The sequence below is a fragment of the Deltaproteobacteria bacterium genome (assembly GCA_016180855.1).
Lineage (GTDB): Bacteria > UBA10199 > UBA10199 > JACPAL01 > JACPAL01 > JACPAL01.
On the sequence record JACPAL010000012.1, the window covers coordinates 25,710 to 43,731 of the forward strand.

General features: G+C 53.1%; 17 protein-coding genes and 1 riboswitch. Of the genes, 2 read left to right on the forward strand and 15 right to left on the reverse strand.

Translation table 11 applies throughout. The annotated features are described in order from the left end of the window. Positions 1-75: 75 nt before the first annotated feature. The 14 genes from HYT77_06950 to HYT77_07015 all read right to left on the reverse strand — a co-directional run bounded on the left by HYT77_06950 (position 76) and on the right by HYT77_07015 (position 14,057). Positions 76-1,191, reverse strand: a complete 1,116-nt coding sequence (locus HYT77_06950; GenBank protein ID MBI2067732.1) for a pyruvate flavodoxin/ferredoxin oxidoreductase — start codon at positions 1,189-1,191, stop codon at positions 76-78. A 59-nt stretch (positions 1,192-1,250) separates the two neighbouring features. Further along, positions 1,251-2,015 (reverse strand): sulfite exporter TauE/SafE family protein, encoded by a 765-nt coding sequence (locus tag HYT77_06955; GenBank protein ID MBI2067733.1) that lies wholly within the window; start codon positions 2,013-2,015, stop codon positions 1,251-1,253. A 1-nt stretch (position 2,016) separates the two neighbouring features. After that, positions 2,017-2,922, reverse strand: a complete 906-nt coding sequence (locus HYT77_06960; GenBank protein ID MBI2067734.1) for a bifunctional molybdenum cofactor biosynthesis protein MoaC/MoaB — start codon at positions 2,920-2,922, stop codon at positions 2,017-2,019. 12 nt (positions 2,923-2,934) lie between these two features. Continuing rightward, positions 2,935-3,939, reverse strand: coding sequence for a GTP 3',8-cyclase MoaA (gene moaA / locus HYT77_06965; GenBank protein MBI2067735.1), 1,005 nt, complete (start codon positions 3,937-3,939; stop codon positions 2,935-2,937). Then, positions 3,920-4,864: a molybdenum cofactor biosynthesis protein MoaE gene (locus tag HYT77_06970; GenBank protein ID MBI2067736.1), complete on the reverse strand. Its 945-nt coding sequence runs from the start codon at positions 4,862-4,864 to the stop codon at positions 3,920-3,922. The genes moaA and HYT77_06970 overlap by 20 nt, the downstream gene beginning before the upstream one ends. 1 nt (position 4,865) lies before the next feature. Beyond that, a complete protein-coding gene (locus HYT77_06975; protein MBI2067737.1) occupies positions 4,866-5,111 on the reverse strand; it encodes a MoaD/ThiS family protein in 246 nt (81 codons plus the stop codon). Continuing rightward, a complete protein-coding gene (locus HYT77_06980) occupies positions 5,108-6,340 on the reverse strand; it encodes a molybdopterin molybdotransferase MoeA (protein ID MBI2067738.1) in 1,233 nt (410 codons plus the stop codon). Before HYT77_06980 ends, HYT77_06975 begins: the two co-directional genes overlap by 4 nt. Then, positions 6,308-6,473, reverse strand: a riboswitch (molybdenum cofactor riboswitch). (Overlaps the previous gene by 33 nt.) Further along, the gene (locus HYT77_06985; GenBank protein MBI2067739.1) at positions 6,473-6,655 is read right to left on the reverse strand and encodes a twin-arginine translocase TatA/TatE family subunit; all 183 of its coding nucleotides are present in this window, start codon (positions 6,653-6,655) and stop codon (positions 6,473-6,475) included. It overlaps the preceding riboswitch by 1 nt. A 123-nt stretch (positions 6,656-6,778) precedes the next feature. Beyond that, positions 6,779-7,252 (reverse strand): hemerythrin domain-containing protein, encoded by a 474-nt coding sequence (locus HYT77_06990; protein MBI2067740.1) that lies wholly within the window; start codon positions 7,250-7,252, stop codon positions 6,779-6,781. Next, positions 7,252-7,833 carry a molecular chaperone TorD family protein gene (locus HYT77_06995; GenBank protein MBI2067741.1) on the reverse strand — a complete coding sequence of 194 codons (582 nt, stop codon included), beginning with the start codon at positions 7,831-7,833 and terminating at the stop codon, positions 7,252-7,254. Before HYT77_06995 ends, HYT77_06990 begins: the two co-directional genes overlap by 1 nt. After that, on the reverse strand, positions 7,830-9,197 hold the full coding sequence (locus tag HYT77_07000) for a c-type cytochrome (protein ID MBI2067742.1): 1,368 nt from the start codon (positions 9,195-9,197) through the stop codon (positions 7,830-7,832). Before HYT77_07000 ends, HYT77_06995 begins: the two co-directional genes overlap by 4 nt. Continuing rightward, positions 9,187-10,386 carry a nitrate oxidoreductase subunit beta gene (locus tag HYT77_07005; protein ID MBI2067743.1) on the reverse strand — a complete coding sequence of 400 codons (1,200 nt, stop codon included), beginning with the start codon at positions 10,384-10,386 and terminating at the stop codon, positions 9,187-9,189. Before HYT77_07005 ends, HYT77_07000 begins: the two co-directional genes overlap by 11 nt. After that, positions 10,379-10,633: a hypothetical protein gene (locus HYT77_07010; protein MBI2067744.1), complete on the reverse strand. Its 255-nt coding sequence runs from the start codon at positions 10,631-10,633 to the stop codon at positions 10,379-10,381. Before HYT77_07010 ends, HYT77_07005 begins: the two co-directional genes overlap by 8 nt. Then, complete coding sequence (locus HYT77_07015; protein MBI2067745.1) at positions 10,617-14,057, reverse strand: molybdopterin-dependent oxidoreductase; 3,441 nt, start codon at positions 14,055-14,057, stop codon at positions 10,617-10,619. The genes HYT77_07010 and HYT77_07015 overlap by 17 nt, the downstream gene beginning before the upstream one ends. A 248-nt stretch (positions 14,058-14,305) precedes the next feature. Between HYT77_07015 and HYT77_07020 the strand changes: the two genes are divergently transcribed. Then, positions 14,306-14,722, forward strand: a complete 417-nt coding sequence (locus HYT77_07020) for an Rrf2 family transcriptional regulator (protein MBI2067746.1) — start codon at positions 14,306-14,308, stop codon at positions 14,720-14,722. Between the two features lie 3 nt (positions 14,723-14,725). Here the strand turns inward: HYT77_07020 and HYT77_07025 are convergent, their stop codons facing one another. Next, a complete protein-coding gene (locus tag HYT77_07025; protein MBI2067747.1) occupies positions 14,726-16,012 on the reverse strand; it encodes an alginate export family protein in 1,287 nt (428 codons plus the stop codon). Positions 16,013-16,180: 168 nt separating this feature from the next. Here HYT77_07025 and HYT77_07030 point away from each other — a divergent pair, with 168 nt between their 5' ends. Next, positions 16,181-17,920, forward strand: coding sequence for an FAD-dependent oxidoreductase (locus HYT77_07030; GenBank protein ID MBI2067748.1), 1,740 nt, complete (start codon positions 16,181-16,183; stop codon positions 17,918-17,920). The last annotated feature ends 102 nt before the right edge of the window (positions 17,921-18,022 follow it).

Here is an 18,022-nt window from a genome sequence, read left to right on the forward strand (position 1 = left end):
ACCGGAGCGTACTTTCGTGGTACGTGAGGATCGCGACCGAGGCGGACAACACCGCAGATGGGCCTTTTTGAGAGGTTACATACATCTCATTAACTCCTCGGGGGTGATCATTTTACCATCAATACGCGTCACCGACTGGACCTTCTTGTCAGGCAGAACGGACCTGATCTCGGAAAAATACTGACCGAGATTGTGTTCCGGAACGATAATGTTTTCACAAGAGGCGGCTGCCTTTCTTATCCCGTTCTGCGCGACGGGCCAGAGCGAATGTACGACAAGAAGAGACACCTTCTTCCCCCGGCGACGCAGCTGTCTCACAGTCTCCCGGGCCGTTCGGGCCGCCAACCCATACGCAATAATCAATGTCTTCGCCCCCTCCTCCAAGTCTTCCTTGAGATACTCCAGTTCACTCCGATGCGACTCGATCTTCTCACTCAGATGACGGAGTGCCCGTTCCTTCTTTAACGTATCGGTCGCCAGAAATCCGCGCTCATCATGAATCGAGGTGTTGACACGTGAGTGAAGGTCTCCTCCCATTGCAAGGAAAGGGGGAACCTCTGAACCCTCCTTATAATGGTAAGGAAGAGACGGCTCTTTGCCGACCGTTCGATAGAGCGTCAAGGGAGCTTTATAATCCGAAGCAGAGACCGTCGCCTGGTTCATCACAAGCTCCTTGCAAGTCATGAGAAAGACCGGTGTCCGAAACTTCTCCGCCAGATTGAAACACTCCATCGTGAGAGAGTAGGACTCGGCCAGGCTCGAGGGGCAGAGCGCAATCACGGGATATCCCCCCGATGTAACCCACCGCACAAACTGAATATCCCCCTCGGCGCTTGTCGTTGCCGCACCGGTTGCCGGCCCCATTCGCTGCACGTTCACAATCACGATCGGAAGCTCCGCCATCTGGGCAAACCCGATGTTTTCGGAATAGAGAGAGAGGCCTGGTCCACTGCTCGCCGTCATCACCTTCATGCCCGTCGCCGAGGCCCCGAGACAAAAACCGATCGAGGCGATCTCATCCTCTCCTTCAATCACAACCCCTTGAACCTGGGGGAGAAGTTTCGTCATCGCCGCGAGGATCCCTGAGGCGGGTGTGATCGGATAGCCGGCAAAAAAGCGACAGCCGGCATCGACCGCCGCACGGGCAATCACCTCACTACCGGTAACAAGTTCAAGCCCACTCGAGGTCATTATCAATTCCCCCTTAAGGCATTACACCGATGACACAGGATCAACCAAACCTCAATGTTTTACGTCATCAAGAGAAAACCTTGATGAAGCAATCTCAATGAGACCCAAAAAATCAGAGCGGAGGTGACCCGTTGAAGAATCAGTTTGGGTAGCCTCTGTGAACCAAGACGGCTTCCAATCGCTCCCCCCACGAGGACCGCCAAGGCCAACGGCAAAAGGAGTTCGAGGGGAGGAACGGTCGCCTCCTTGGCAAACTGACCGATCAGGCCAGAAACCGAATTAACCAGGATAAAGACGCTCGACGAGGCGGCCGTCTGCTTGGCATTGGTCCATCCCAAAAAGTAGAGGATCGGTGAGAGAAAAATCCCTCCTCCAATACCGACCAGACCGGCAAGCCCCCCCAGCAGAAAACCAAGCGGAAGCCCTACGAGCCAAGAACTCTTCCAGGAAACATTACTTCGAATTGTAAAGGCCGACTCCGAAAGAAACATCCGGAGCGCAGCGGCAAGTAATGAAAAACCGAGCAGGAGTTGGAACATTTCCTTCTGAACAAGGACCGTCCCTCCCCAATAGGCGGCCGGAATCGACGCGACAATAAACGGCACTGTCTTCTTGAATGAAAAGTGCCTCTCCTTGATAAAAAAATAACTGCCGCCCGTAACGACAACCAAATTACAGAGAAGGGCAACCTTCGGGATCATGATGTGAGGAAGCGAGAAGAGAACGAGTAAGGCGAGGTAGGTCGATCCACCCCCAAAGCCGGCCATCGAGTAGATGAAGGCGGTTGCAAAAAATAAAGGGACAAGGGCCCACAAAGAGTCCATTTTAGTGACCTCCCCCCCTCATCATATTGTAGAGGTGCAGCACATTGGGAAAGATTGCCTGGATCGATTCGACGACTCCCTTGGAGGAGCCGGGGAGCGTAATAAAAAGCGTTCCCCCTCGTACCCCGACAACCCCGCGGGAGAGCATCGCGTACGGCGTCCTCCTCTGGCCAAATCCCCGCATCGCCTCGGCAATGCCGGGGACCTCACGCTCGATTATCTCGCTGACCGCCTCAACCGTTACATCTCTTGGGCCAAGCCCCGTCCCGCCCGTTGTCAGGACCAGTTGAATCCCCTCCTCGAACCATCCTAGAAGCTTCTGGCGGATTTTTTCCCGATCATCCGGAACAATTTCATAATGAAGAACCTTGACGGGAAACCGTCCCATCTCCTCCACAATCATTTTGCCGGATTTGTCCGATTTCTTGCCATCCGAGACACTGTCTGAAGTAACCAAAACGGCTGCGGTCAGCGGCTTAAGAAAGGTCTCCCCATAATCACTCTTCCCTCCCCTCTTCTCGACAAGTTTGGTTTCACCGATCACGACCTCCTTGTCGATCCCTTTGAGCATGTCGTAGACCGTCAACGCCGCAATCGTGGCAGCGGTGAGTGCCTCCATCTCAACACCGGTTTTGGCAATCGTTTTGGCCTCCGTTCTGATCCGAATCTCGTTTTCGCCTTTGTTGAAGGTGACACCGACAAAGTCCAGATGAAGTGGATGGCAATAGGGAATCAGTTCGGCAGTCTTTTTGGCGGCGAGAACCGCCGCCGCCCTGGCGACATTGAGGACATCCCCCTTCGGTGTCTCTCCCCTAAACGCCTTTTCAATCGTCTCGGTGCTGGCCAGGATCCGTGACTCAGCGACAGCCGTCCGGAGCGTCTCAATCTTTCCAGAGATATCGATCATGAATAACCTCCTTTACCCTCCAATCCCGTACATGCAGGGCGTCCTTTCTTCTTCCCACTGAGCAAAATTAAAATGGCTCTCCCGTTTTCCCTGCATAAGGTCCGCGATTTGTCGGGCAATCGCCTCATCGGAACAGTCCGGATCCCTCAACAGATCTCTCAAGGAGAATCTCCCGTCATAGGCCAAACAATCCTGGAACCTTCCATCGGCCGAGATCCGGATCCGGTTACACCGCTCACAAAACGGCTGTGAAACGGGAGAGATGAAGCCGATCTCTGTTTCAAGTTCAACGACCCGATAATAAACAGCCGGGCCGCTTCCCCTCCGAAGCAGAATGGGGAGAAGTGTGTATTTTTCCGCAAGCCTTTCCCGAATCTCTCCGCAAGAAATGAAAGCTTGAGTCCTCTCACGGGCCGGGCCGATCGGCATCAGTTCGATCAGCCGCAGGATAAACCCTCGATTGACACAAAAGAGAAGGAGATTTTCGACTTCATCATCATTGAAACCTTTTTGGAGAACCGTATTGATCTTAATTGGAAAAAATCCAACCTTGCGAGCTACTTCGATGCCCTTCAGCACCCCTGAAAGATCGCCCCAACGGGTCACTTGTCTGAATTTTTTGGCATCGAGTGAATCGAGGTGAATATTGATTTTTTTCAGTCCTGCACCTCTCAGATCCTGGGCATACCTTTTTAAAAGAATTCCATTGGTTGTCATCAGAACTTCCTCCAACTGAGGAATTTGGCAAAGTTTGCGGACGAGATCTGGAAGATTTTTTCTCACAAACGGCTCTCCTCCCGTGAGCCTTACCCGGCGGATCCCGAGCGAGACGAGGATTCGAACGAGCCGTTCTATCTCCTCAAAAGTAAGAAGGTGGAGAGAGGGGCTTGCCCTGAGCGACGACGAGCGAAGCGAGGAGGAGTCGAAGGGCATGCAATACTCACAACGCAGATTGCAACGTTCGGTGACCGAAAGGCGAAGATAATCAATCTTTCGTTTAAAGAGGTCCGATAACATCGGTTGCCTCCAGTTCTCGCAAATCACCCTCGGTGTTGACATTCCAGGCCAATTTCCCGTCGATCGGGACCCAAACGATGTTATTAACTTCGCCGCAAAGCCCTCTCAAGGAGAGTCGTCCCTCTCGGAGAAAGCGACCGAACAGTGGCAGAAGTCTCCGCGAATAGAGGGCCATCAGATATTCCCGATTGTTCTCCCAAACCGGGACCGCCGCATCCGCCCCCTTTCCCTGTTCAATGATCTTGCGAATCACCTCTTCACTGAGAAGCGGCATGTCACACCCCACGACAAAGAGGGTGTCATTAGAGGTCTGACGAAACGCCGTGTAAATTCCACCGAGCGGACCTTTGTAAGGTTCAAGGTCGCGTAGTAATGGCAGGTGGAGACGCTCGTACTCGGCAGGGTTGTTGGTCACAATGACCAGTTTCTGAAACAAGGGTGACATCACATTAACCACTCGATCGATTAACGGAATCCCCTCATACGTGGCGAATGCCTTGTTCGAACCGAACCGGCTGGAACGCCCCCCCGCGAGGATGACGCCGGTGATCGGGACGACTGGAAGGTTTCTCTTCCAGATCGGGACCTTTTGTTTGATCTCTTCAATCAGAAACCGACAGGCCTCAAAAGCCTCGTGACGATGGGCCGAAGAGACCGCGACAACAACCGACACCTCACCGATCGGCACCCAGCCAACCCGATGAACAACGGAGACCTTTCGCAGGGGTGATCTTTTTTTGGCCTCTTCCACAATCTCACAGAGCAATTTCTCCGTCATCCCTTTGTAGTATTCATAACGGAGCCCTTTAATCCCCGGCTCCTCCCGGACCGTCCCGATAAAATGAACGGAGGCACCCGCCTTCTGATCAGCCACAGAGGCCAGAACGTCAGAGACATCAATAGACCCTTCAGTAATTTGAATCATCTTAACCTCCGCTTGTGGGCGGGATAAAGGCCAGTTCATCCCCGCCTCTGATGACCGTCTCCGGAGCAACGTATTCGTTGTTCAAGGCAAAACGGGTCGATCTCAAAAACTGGCAGGCAAGTCTTGAATCTTTAAAAAGAGAGAGGAAGAGCGTGCGGGCTTGCACAGGCTCATCCATTTCAATCTCCTTCTCGGATTCATGAAAATAATCCCGCAGGATAGAAAAAAACAGCAGACGGACCTTCATGCCCCCTCCTTAAATAATTCAAACAGAACCGGTTCACCTGTCCGAATCGTCCCCCTGGAAACTGGAATGATGAGAGTCGCATTCGAGCAGGCGAGCGTCTTGAGTTGTGCCGATCCCTGCACACCCGCGGAGATCGCCTCGTATCGGCCGTCTTTGTACGCCACGACGCCGCGGAGATAGGTCTCGCGATCGGAAGACCCTTTGAATTCTTCCATCGCGATCGCCGTCTTTCTCACGGGAAAGCATTCGTCCATCCCCATCATTCTGAGGAGGGCCGGACGAACAAATCGCTCAAAGACGATCAAGGCCGAAACGGGATTACCTGGAAGTCCGAAAATGAGTTTTTCCCCAACGGTCCCGAAGAGGAGTGGCTTGCCCGGCTTGATCGCCACCTTATGAAAGTGGATTTTGGCACCAATCTCGTCCAGGATTTTTGGGACAAGATCAAGATCCCCTGCCGAGACACCGCCGATCGTGAGAAGAACCTCTCCTTCTAATCCCTCCCTGATTCGGCTTGTCAGAAGGTCCGGCTGATCGGAGACGACGGCAACAGACTCCGGCGGAACACCCGCTTCACGAAGCGCCGCCACGAGGGTCGGCCCGTTACTGTTATAAATTTTTGCTCGTTGCAGGGGGGCACCGATCTCGACCAGTTCATTTCCGGTCACAACGATTCGAACCCGCGGCCGCCGGAAGACCGAAACTTCGGCAATCCCCAACGCAGCAAGAAGTGATATCGTCCGTGAGGTTATCAAAACCCCATGCCGCAAGACCACCTCGCCTCGTCGAACATCTTCCCCCTTTTTTCGGATATTCTCCCCCTTGGAGACCTCATGATCAATCACTAGAGAATCCCCGTTCGATACTGACTCCTCAAAAGGAACGACGGCATCAGCCCCCTCGGGTACCGATGCCCCTGTCATGATCCGAACCGCTTGGCCTAAACGAACCCGAGGGGGCTCTACATTACTGCCAGCCTCTACACTTCCAATCACCTTGAACAAAACCGACGTCCTGTCGAAGGTTTCTTCACTACGAACCGCAAAACCATCCATCGCTGCGTTATCAAAGAGTGGCAGGTCAACAGGAGCCTTTACCGGGAAGGCGAGGATGCGCCCTAAAGCCCGATCCAACGGCAGAACCTCGGGGCCTGATGATAAAACAAAACTCTGAATTGTTCTCTGTGCTTCTTCGGCAGAGAGCATGGCGACGTTCCTTTCCAATTCCATCCACCTTAATCCCGCTTGATGCGGAACCTCGGCGCGACTTCGGGAGGCGGGACCGTTTCCAATCCCACCCTGCCCCACCCTTCATGCCAGATCAAAGACCCGGTTTAGAAAGATGGAGTCGGATTCGTTTGATTATGAAAGACCTACCTTCTTCTTAACCTCGTCGGTCTCCTGATCGACCTCTTTTACTCCCTTTTTAAAATTTTTGAAAAACTCAGCAATACTCGATCCCAGTTTCGGCAATTTGCTCGGTCCAAAAATCAACAACGCAATCGCTACGACAGCGGCTATCTCCCAAGGTCCAAGGCGCATAATTTTATCCTCCTCATCAACTAGCTAAGTTTAATAAAACAAGCACCCCTCCAAAATGACTCCTGACAGCAGGAGAGGTGATCTTCGTCAGGTACAATCTCAAGGAATCACAATAACTTTGAGCCATTAGCAACAATGTTCATACCGTTCTGGGGGCACCTTTTCCATCTGGCGGTAGACCTCCGCAATCTCCCCTGCACTCATGAGGTGGTCCATCGCCGGATAGAGAATCTTCTCTTCCTTGAGGTTATGCTGGGACAGAACGGACAAAAGCATCGCCTCCTCGGAGTCGGTCTCAGGACTCCCTTTGGCCACCTGCGCATGGATTGCATCGAGCGCCTCGTGGATCTGCCGGTGCTCCGCACGCATGACTGACGTGGGGCCTGTCTTGGGGTTCACCCCGCTTTTTCTTTCAAAGAGCGGGAATAGGATATCCTCTTCCCAAATAATGTGACGTTGGAGGCCGAATTTGAATTCGACGAACGCCCGTTTCGCTTCCGTGAAATTTTTCCTCTTCAGTTCCTGAAAAGTTTTGAACAGAGAGCCCAATCGGTCATGATCCGCCTCGAAATATCCTTTCACCGTTATTTTTGTGTTCATCAACAGCCTCCTTGTTCCATGCCGCATTCAAAATCGGTCGCAGAAACCGGGATTGGTTTCCATGCGGTCACCTTCTCCGGTGTCACTTCAAATCGCGAACATTCCTCGTCAATAAACTGTTGCAAGGTCTCACCCAGCATCCGATAAAAGGGATGCCGCGCCTCCTGCTTCAGAAGGTTCCCTAAAAACGGGGCCCAACGGCCAAGATGATCGTGAAGAAATTTCGCCGCCGCCTCATGGCAAAGCTCTGCCTCTTCCGTTCGACCATTCTTCCGCGCATGCTCTTCCTTCAGAACGATCCAACTCATCCATTCAAGCTCGGCGCCGATGAAGTCGATTCGTTGGTGCGCCTCCGGCGCTACTTCAAACCCGAACGCCCTATAAAAACCGGCGATATCCGCCAGACTTTGTGTTTTGGCAAAAACCTCCTGATCGCCGTACTCAGTTTCATAAGGGGAAATTCCTCCGGCGACCGTGAGCGAGAAGAGCCGGGCCTGTTCCGAACGGAGTTCTTCCAAATCCGGATCGGGAAGATGAAAGGAGGCGGCGAGCAATTGATACATCTCTGCCTTGGAATTCATTGGAGCCTCCTCAAATATTCCGCAAGATCCTTGAAATCCTGCTCGGCCACCTGACCTTCAAAGGAAGGCATTGTCGAGGTGAGAGTCTTCGGGTCAAAATAACCGGGCGCCGGAACAACCACAGCACTCGGATTTTTAACCGACTCCAACAGATATTCAGCGCGATGAATCAACCCCGCGTAACTTAAATCCGGACCGACGTCATTCATCGCCGCTTGGTTGGGGAAATTGTGGCACAGATTGCATCCCATCTCGGCCGTCAACTGTTTACCATGTTCCGGATCAGCGCCCGGGATCGGACCGATCATGAACGATTGCAGATAATCTTTGTGAACCGATTCCCCCTCCAGTTTTAGAAACCGCCAGCGACTTAATCCCTTCATTCCGTTCCGCTCACCGCCGGAGCCGTCCCAAACGGCAAAGGTGATCGGGATCACACCTCCCTTGGAGGAGCTTAGATCAACCGCCGTCTCTTGTACCGATCGGGATCGCTTCAGAACAACTGACCAGCGTCCATCTTTCCAGATCCCTTTTCCGTTCAACTGTTTGGAGGAAACCGATGTAAGGGTTCCAAAACCTTCCGAGACGAGATTCTCGACAGGACTCCTATGTTCATATGCCGACAGGGGATTACCGGCCTCTTCTCCGGTTCGATGATTAACAGGATAACCAGCTTCGAGGGGATCGCGGCGGAGGATCGGGCTTCGCCCGTCCGAAGCCGAGGGGTTAGGGGGGATGGGGCCCTCGTCCCGCGAAGCGGGATGGGGCAGCGATCCCCCCTCCCAGGATGATTTCCAATGCCAGATATTGACCGGATGCCCCGCGCTTCCCATCCCTATATAAGGAATCGGTTTCCCCACGCCAAAATCGATCGGAAATCCCAGCGCAACCGCATCTCGAAACCGAGTCACACCCGATTCGAGGGTGTCGCGGGTCGGATCATCCCAAGAGATTAGAAAGCCAACCTCTTTGCGGCTCACTAGAGAGCGAACAGTGATCTCCATTTTTTTCATCGAGGAAGCTCGGGGAGCGACTGAAACCTGCGACCCAAGCGGGATCTGAAAACCCGTCGCCGTCTGCCAGGCCGGGTCAAACGGATCATTCGGAATCTCACCCTCAAACGACTTCGCTGAAATCAGATCTCCCTCTTTTTGAAGTTTCTCCAGCAGGAGTTGTACCTCCGGATCCACCTTGGTTGGATGACACCCACCCAGCAGTAGTGATAAAAAAAGATTGCTGAGAATGATCCTAGATGCAAGGCGCCTGACAAAAAAGATCCGAGGCGTACTAGAAAGTACGTTGAGGGTTTTTTGAGGAAGGCAACGAAGCAGATGGGGCATTATCAGCAATCTTTTAAACAGCATTGGTTCTCTCCTTGGGCCGTAGATAAGTTGGTTCTTCGACCGTTGTTCGAAAAATCTCTTTTCCGTCCTCTCCAAAGGCGATGACCGTATCGTTATAGAGTGTGAACGGCTTGCCATGGACTATCGTCTCAAAGAGCTTCGGCCCCTCTTCAATGTCGTAACGAAAGACGATCTCCTGACTTCGGCGGAACAGTTGCAACACCGCCAACAGTTCGCGATCGGGCGCGAGATATCGGTCAACCGCCTCGTCGACACCCGGTCCAAACATTTGATGCAGGTAGTTTTTGGGGACCCAGCGCGGCGGAATGTAATAAATATTCGGTTCAGTGCCGAATTGCGGGTAGAGGGGCAAGGCAATCTTTGCCACCTTGATCAAGTAATACAACGGGTGTTGCCGATTTTCAGCCCAAGAGCCATCCGGCTGAACATCGACTAGTCCTTGCAGTCGGATCTGCCCGACACAGGCCGACATGCACCGGGTCTCCATCCGTTTTCCTTTCAGGAGTGGATCCTTCCCCTCAATCCGGGGATAACAGCCGATACATTTTTCGGTCACCCGAGTCTCGGCGTTGAACATCGGTTTCTTGTAGGGGCAGGCCTCCATGCATTTTCGGTAACCCCGGCACCGTTCCTGATCGACCAAAACGATTCCGTCTTCCGGTCTTTTGTAGATCGCCTTGCGCGGACAGGCGGCAAGACAGGCGGGATAGGTGCAATGATTGCAGATCCGCTGGAGATAAAAGAACCATGCCTTATGTTCGGGAAGAGAAACCCCCTCCCCTGAAAGGCCTAACGAACCACCTGAATTGTATTTTGTGGAGGTATCTTCGTACAGATTGGGGGCCTTCCACTCCCGATCCTCCGGAAGATACCCCAAGACCCGTTCGCCATGAGGAGCCGCCTCGAAGATTGTCTTTTGTCCTTCCGGATCCGCTTTCGCGAGCATCGCAAGAAGTTTGACGTCCCAATTGCGCGGGTAGCCGCCGTACGGTTTGGTTTCGACGTTGTTCCACCACATGTACTCTTGCCCCTTGGAAAAGGTCCACGTCGACTTGCAGGCCATCGAGCAGGTTTGGCAAGCGATACAGCGGTTGATGTTAAAGACGGCAGCAAATTGCCGCTTGGGATGGGCCTCCTCATACGGGAAATCCATCTCCCGGCCTATCTGCCAGTTGTAGACTTTAGCCATGGCGCACCTCGTCGATGATGTTTTTCACAAATGTCTCTCCCTTCTTCTGAAGGATGTCGTATGTCCCCCGATAATAAGGCTCGTGGAAGAGGGCGAGGATCTCGTCATCCGCCCAGCCGATCATCATGTATTCCTCAATGAAGGTCCGTGCCATTTCACGGTAGAAACTGTTGTCCGCCGGCACGTCGAAAAATGCCTGCACAATCTCAAGGGGGTCGTCTGATTCGACCTCAGATTTTTTTGACAAATCCGCCATTCAAATACCTCCGCATTTCAACGTTCTCATCGCCCGGTGTGCGACCGGTCGTTGCCCCTTCCCATTTTCCATGTCCCCCCAAGCCGCCGTCCTCCGCCTTGACGACCCGGACAAGTGTCTCCTTCGGGACGGTATTGATCATGTGGTTGTCCGCCTCGCCCCCGAACAAAAACCGCTGTCCGATCTTTGCCTTGTGAAAAAGCGTGTCTGTCTGATGCATCGGCATCGCCCACTCGCGCGTGATGCTCTGCTGAGAGCCATAGCGAAAATTCGCCTGATAACCGGTCTCCGAGAGGGCACGGCCGTCCGGTCGAGACTCATGCGCCTTGACCGTCTTTTCCGTCGCGATCCAGGTTCCATGCTTGATCATCACCACATGGTACGGATAGGCCGGGTTGTATTTCGCGCGAAGCATCAGCCGGGCGACCTTGTAAAACGGATCGTCCGGTTTCCAACCGATGTACGGTCGGTCAGCCGGGTTCGCATCGACATAGACATAATCGCCGTCGCTGATCCCAAGATCCTTCGCCGCCTGCGGGTTGATGTGAATCTGGTGATCCGCCGCATCCGGTTGTCGTTTGTCCTCCCGCAACTGGTCGGCAAAATTACTCGCCCAAACCCGGTTCCAAGTGACGTTCGACCACTGTGAATGGACGGTATGCCGGGTCTTCGGAGTCACACAGTAAAAATGAAAACCCTGTTTCCAGAGAGGATTGACAGTCGCCTTCACTTGTTGCCAAGGCAATTTGATATTCCGGACATGCCGCGCCTCCGCATCCATCTCATCGGGCGACAATCCGTAATTTTCGGGACGGACCATCGGGTTCGATGAGACAATCGCATTCGGCAGATATGGCGTCGCCTCCGGCCCTTCACGATGCACAATGAAATTCTCGCCATATTCGATCGCCTCCGGAATATCGCAATAGCTGTTCAGCCGGCCGGTATCGGTGAAGAAAGGCTTATTTTCGTTCACCTGTTCCCAGAGAGGAATGCGCGGGTAGGTTCGGAACAACATCAACGCAGCACCCGGTTCACCGTATTTACCGGAGATAATATCGTCAAACTTGTAGCCATGAAGTGTCATTGAGGCATCGAGCAATCTTTGGATATAAACCTCCGTCTTCCCCTCAAGGGCAAATTTCCAGTAGTCGGCAAATCGATTGTCTTTCAGTATTTCTCCTAGACGTTTTGCAACACCCGCCAGAATTTGGACATCATCACGGGTGTTGACGGGCGGTTTTAAGGAACCTTTCCAAATTTGCAGGAACGGATTCGAGCAGGAGGAGGTGACTTCAAAATTTTCGATCTCCGCCCACCAGCTGGCCGGAAACGCGATATCGCAATATTCGATCGTGCCGTTCAGTTCGATGTCGGTCACCGCAATCATGTTGCAGGTGGGGAGAACATTTTTGATCACCTGATACGCCCACTTGGAATTGTTGATGTGATTGACGTTCGTGAACCACATCCCCTTGGTCGGCGTCGGCATATGCGTCTTGCCTGTAAACATCTTGCGACCGAATTTCGGGGTTTCGACAACCAGCGGATGATCGCCATGCGCCCAGTAGGAGGCCCCTTCATCAAGGGCATAATTTTTGACGGGCACTTCTTTGCCCGGCGTGCGCGAACTGAGGGCAGGATGAAACGGATCTTCAGCGACCCAAACTCCAAGCCCGGCACCAACACTCGGCGCGGCCTGAAAATTGGCCGATTTGTAGTTCCCCGCCCAGGTGAATGAACCGGCCCCATGCTGGCCGATGTTCCCGGTCAGCATCAGCGGGAGAAAGGTTGCTCGATTTACCTCGGTCGCGTGAAACCAGTGATTGATTCCTTCCCCGATATGAATCGCAACCGGTTTGATCGTCGCAAAATCTTTCGCCAATTGTTCGATCAGCCGTTTCGGCGCCTGCGTGATTTCAGCGACGGACTCCAGATCATAATCTTTAAGGTGGATCTTGTACGCCTCCCAGAGGGTCATCGCCTCCACCGTTTTCCCGTCGACCAGATTGATCTCCCCTTTCCACTCTAGCAGGGGATCAATCTCTTTTTTCTTTAAATGATTTCCAACATCATCCCGCGTAATCGCCTTGAACTCATTCGAGGAGGCATCCCGCACAACGTAATCTCCAAGTTTCTCGTACTGTTCTTTCGTTAAGCCCTGTTCCTTGAAACTTGCTCCCTCAGAACTTAAACCCGGCTTGTAACCAGCAAACACCTCAGAGGCGTGCAGGCGTTTTAAATTGTCCTTTCGAACAAGCAACGGCAGGTCTGTAAATTTTTTTACAAAATCTTCATCGTACCACTTTCGATCGATCAGGATCTTTGAGACTCCTAAAAAGATCGCCGCATCCGACGCCGGCCGGACCGGAAGCCAATAATCCGATTTGGTCGCAGGCGGGCTGTACTCCGGCGTGATTGTCACGACCTTGGCACCCCGCTCGATCGATTCGATAAACCAATGCGACTCCGGCATCTTGTTCTCGACCAAATTTTTCCCGCACTGGATGTGGAGCTTGGTAAACCGGAGATCGTTAAAATCGCAGTCTGTTGTCTGCAAGCCATGAACGAACGGGTAGCCAGGCGCCTGATCGCCATGCTCCGTGTAGTTATCCCAGCTTCTGCCGCCAACTGCCTTTTCTTCACCGACCCCGCGCACATGGCTGTCGAGGAGCGCCATCATGTTGGAGAATCGAAACATCCCGAATTTGCCGATCACCCCCAAGAGCCCCATGCCGCCGCGGAATTTGAGGGTTCGAATCCCCGCCCCCTCCGTCCGCTCGATCATCTCCGGGACATACCCCTCTTCTTGAAGCCGTCTCTTCCCCTCCTCACCGTTGTACATTTTGGCGATTGCCATCATCGCCTGCGCCGCCAGGTCAAACGCCTCATTCCAGTCAATCACCTGAAGTTCATCAGAACCGCGGCTGTCGAATTTGTACTTCTTCTTCAGCTCCGGGGTCAGATACGGAAAACTGTCTTTCGCCCATTCCCTCCAACCTTTTCTTACAACGGGGTTTTTAAGACGGTTCGGGCCGTACATCCGTTGCGCAAGCGTGTACCCTTTCGGACACATCCGAGGATTCCAGTTGCAGGACGCCTTGTTGCCGTACAGATCGCCGTATCGCTGAACATCGTAATTCTGTTCCGTTCGTATTAAGACTCCGTTCCGGACAAATGCGCGCACCCGGCAGGCATGGGTGTCGTTGGGAGAGCAGACAAAGGTAAAGCTCGAATCGTACTTGTATTGGTTCCGATAAACCTTCTCCCATCCGCGCTCCGGATAAAATTCAAGGGGATTATCAACACCGACAATCGGCTTTAAAAAAGAGTACGCCTGAGACGAAAGAAAGAGAGTGGCGGCTCCGCCGATTCCGACTTTTTTAAGAAACGCGCGTCGTGTGATCGGATCCATGGGGGCTCCTTTGTTTCCTGGGTCAAGATTTTCATAATAGACATTTTTTATTTTTGTCTATTATGAGATCCTGGTCATGTTATTAATGGACCTTGCCATCTATTATTAGGAAAGAGGCGTTGAGATTAATGACCGAGATCAATGGCCGACATGATTCTCATCAGGTGCCGGTTTTGTGATGAAGCTCCCCGCCGCAAGACAGCAGGGTTTTCTGGCGGAGGGGATAAGGGAGGAAAGGAGAAGGGAATATGATCCAAATTTCGCAAACGGCCGTTTACGCCCTGCAGGTCATCATAGAACTCTCCCGCCTTCGTTCCGATCATGCCGTTCGCGCTAAAGACATTCGCGGGAAAACAGGGGTCCCACTCCCCTTTCTCTCCAAGATCCTGCGACGGCTCGTCGAAAAAAAACTGCTCCTGGCCCAAAAAGGGCCTCATGGCGGATTTCTCATGGCGCTCCCCCCTGAAAAGATACATTTGAGCGACATCTTCCACGCCGCCGGCTACAACATAGAGAAGGAACGCTGCCTCCTTGGCCTGAAAAAGTGCGGCTCCGCCAACCCCTGTGCCATCCATCACTCCTGGAGTTTTGTGAAAGAGACCTTTATCTCCTGGGCCGAGAACGTGACCGTTGCTGATGTTATTGGCCTTCGCAAAAATAAATGAGTTCTAAAAATTCACCTGGGTCTGTGTGTACAGGAAGTGGGCGGTTCCGTTTGTGCCGGTCGTGCTGAAAAATTCCCCTCCCTTGAAGAGCGAATACCCGAGCAGAAAATTCACTGCCTTATTCCACTGATATTTGCCGAGCAGATCAACCTCATGACCTGCCAGACGCGAGGCCCCGCCGGCCCCCGCACGGAGCTGTGTTCCCGCAGCACGAAACAGACCGTCGATCACACGTGGGAGCAGAAAGAGATGATAGTCCAGGCTCACAACCGCCCCGTTAAACGGCTTGAGGCTGAAGGTCGGACCGGCATCGATCACGTTTTGCCAACCGACAAAATCGATGTAACCATACTTGGTGTGATTTGTCGGGAAAAGGTTATGAAACCTCTCGATCCGTGCCGTGGAAGCGTCATCGCCCGAGGCATAGTTCGCCTCCAGACCAAAACGCGGCCTTGTGGAAGTTTCAAAATTGTAACCGGCGGCCGCATGGACGGCATGTGCCAGATGATTGTTCGGTTCCGTCTTGCCGACCTGCATCGCCATCTCCGTGTTGTAGTCGATCCGGTTCTCCAGAAGATTTCCCACCATCCGGTGACCGACCGTCGCGAGCGTGAGCCCCAACCCCTGCAACGCCGATCCGTCGCCGTCGTTATCCCGGAGCAACAAGGCATATCCCTCCATCGTCATGGAACTGTTCATCTCCGAGCTCCCATAGAGGCCTGAAAAATATTCGTTCCCCCCTGCCTTTTCATTCCAGGCAAAAAAGCCATCGAGCCAGAAATGGTCCCATTCCAGGCGGAGTTTTCCGGCGTCGAACGATCGACCGATATTGCTCCAGCCAAAGGCGCCGACGAGTCGTTCGTCACCGTAGACAAGCTCCTGCCTTCCGACCTTGAGCGAGAAAGGTGATCCACCGATCTTCTGAAAATTCAGGTATCCCTGGTGAAGATCAAACACGTTGTTGCCATTGGCGGCATCACCATTGTTGGCAATCGTCGATTCCTCCTGCGCAAAGATCCGGGAGAACTGCGGCTGAATAAAGACCTGCAGCCCGTCGAGCGGTCGGGCATCGAGATGCGTTCTGGCACGTGAAAGTACAAATGAGTCGTTGTCAACCCCTCCCGTGATACCACCGTAGGCGAGCTGGCTCTCACTGCGCAAACGAAGCTCACCACCGACCGAAACCTTCTCATGCCAGGCAGACGCCTTTCCTTCGGCCTTCTCGGCAGTCCACACGAAATGCGGCATGACAAGGACCGCGAGGATCGTAATGATGATTTTTTTAGTCATAAATTCCTCCTGTTTTGAAATTCAAATTAATGGATCTTGCAGTCTATTAATCAAAAAGAGAACTTGGATAATGATCCGGATCATAAAAGCAACATGATTCTCGTCAGATCGATTAAAATTATTTCATTTTGAACAGAAATTGATATATAAGGGAGGCTCTTTCTATCTATGGGAGCCTCAAAAGAATATGACCTTGTTATTGTAGGGGCGGGATTGGCGGGGCTCACCGCCGCCTACACGCTCAAGAAACTCAAGCCCAAGACAAGCATCCTCGTGATCGAGCGATCGGGGACGGCCGGGGGACTCACGGGCAACTGGGTCGATCACCGCCTTGGGACCAACAAAAAACTCCAGATGCCGATGCATATGATCTTCAACAAGTACGTCAATCTTGTTCCTCTCGTCGAGGAGATTGGCGGCGAGATGACACCGGTTTTTCCTGGATTTACCATCATCACAGGAGATGAGGTGCGACACCGCCTCGAGATGAACGACTGGACCTCCCGTCATCTCCCTCCCCCTTTCCACTCCCTGGGGATGTTTGCCAAACTCAAACTCCCGCTCCGTTCCAAATGGGGGATGATGAAGTTGGCCGCCGTAGCCACCTATTGTGCCGACAAAATTTCACACGGAATCGTTGAACCGCCTGCCGTCCCGAATACCTTGAGCCTGGAAGGGCTGGGCCTCCTGCTTCACATGGATGCCCGCTCACGCCATTTCATGGAGGCGGTCACCCCGAGCATCTATAATACGCACCCCTGGTATACAAGCGCGCCTCGTATCGCAACGGTCATGGCGGGGACAATGACGCTCCATCGCAACGCCCTCCACTATCGTGTCTTCGCAAAAAACTATAACAGTGCCTTTATTGACCGGTTCGTGGAAAAAATCCGTCGAATCGGTGTCGAGTTCCGCTTCTGGACGGAGGCACGAAGGCTGGAAAGCGACACCGAAGGGCAGAAGATCAAGTCGGTCTGGATAAAATCATACGGCCCTGAGGCCGCCGGTTCTTCCCGTTATATGTGCGATAACTGCGGCGCCGAGAACTACAGCCTGGACCGCGCCTTTTGTACGCGTTGCGGTGTGAATACGACGCTCTCCCGAACGCGAGCCGGCCAGATCAACAAGCCGGCCAGTGAAAATCTCTGGGAGAATCCGGCAGAGGCGGGGTGTGAAGAGATCCGCTGTCATGATCTTATCACGGCGGTCTATCCCCACATGATCGCCCCTCTCCTGCCTGATAATTCTCCTCTAAGACGCCACGCGGTTGTCCGGTCCTATTTCTCCTCACGGGGGAGTCAGACCCAGCTCTCTATTGCCCGTGTCTACTATGGAAAGAGCGTCACCGATGAGCGTGAGATTACGGGGACACATAATCCGAGTTTTGCCTTTAACGGTTGCCAATCGGTCTTCAACAATTTTGGGGCCGAAGACCTCGGACATCGGGGAGACGTAATCGACGTGCTCCTCGATGTCGGTATTATCCAGGATGCCTGGAATCGCGAAGAGATCGTCCAGAGGATCATCAAAGATCTAAATCGTGTCTACCCCGCGGCAAAGCCGTCGCTCGTGGAAAATGTCTCTTTCGCAAAAATCCATCCAAAGGTTCTTTACTTGACAGAGCAAACGGCCATCACGGGGCTTCATCGATCCTTCAATACCCATCGAACCGGCGTCTCCAACTGGTATGTCGCCGGTTGTCACAGCGGCATGATCGGAATCGGCATGGAGTCGGCCGTTGAAAGCGGATTGGCGACGGTTAACTGCCTGCTTGAAGATGCCGGTCAGGCTGAAAGGGCGGAGATTCGACCTTACACCGTTCCGCTTGGGAGCCATCTCCTCGGCCTGTTCGGCCGCGCCCTCCTTGTCTGGAAGGGGCATGCCCTGGGATTGCAAAGGCTCCGCTGAATCCCGTCACCCCCCCAACACCCATCGGGTATTTTCCCACCCATTTTCTTTTCTGACCCCTCAATTTTCTGATTGATTTTATGGGGATAAGAATAGAGGCTC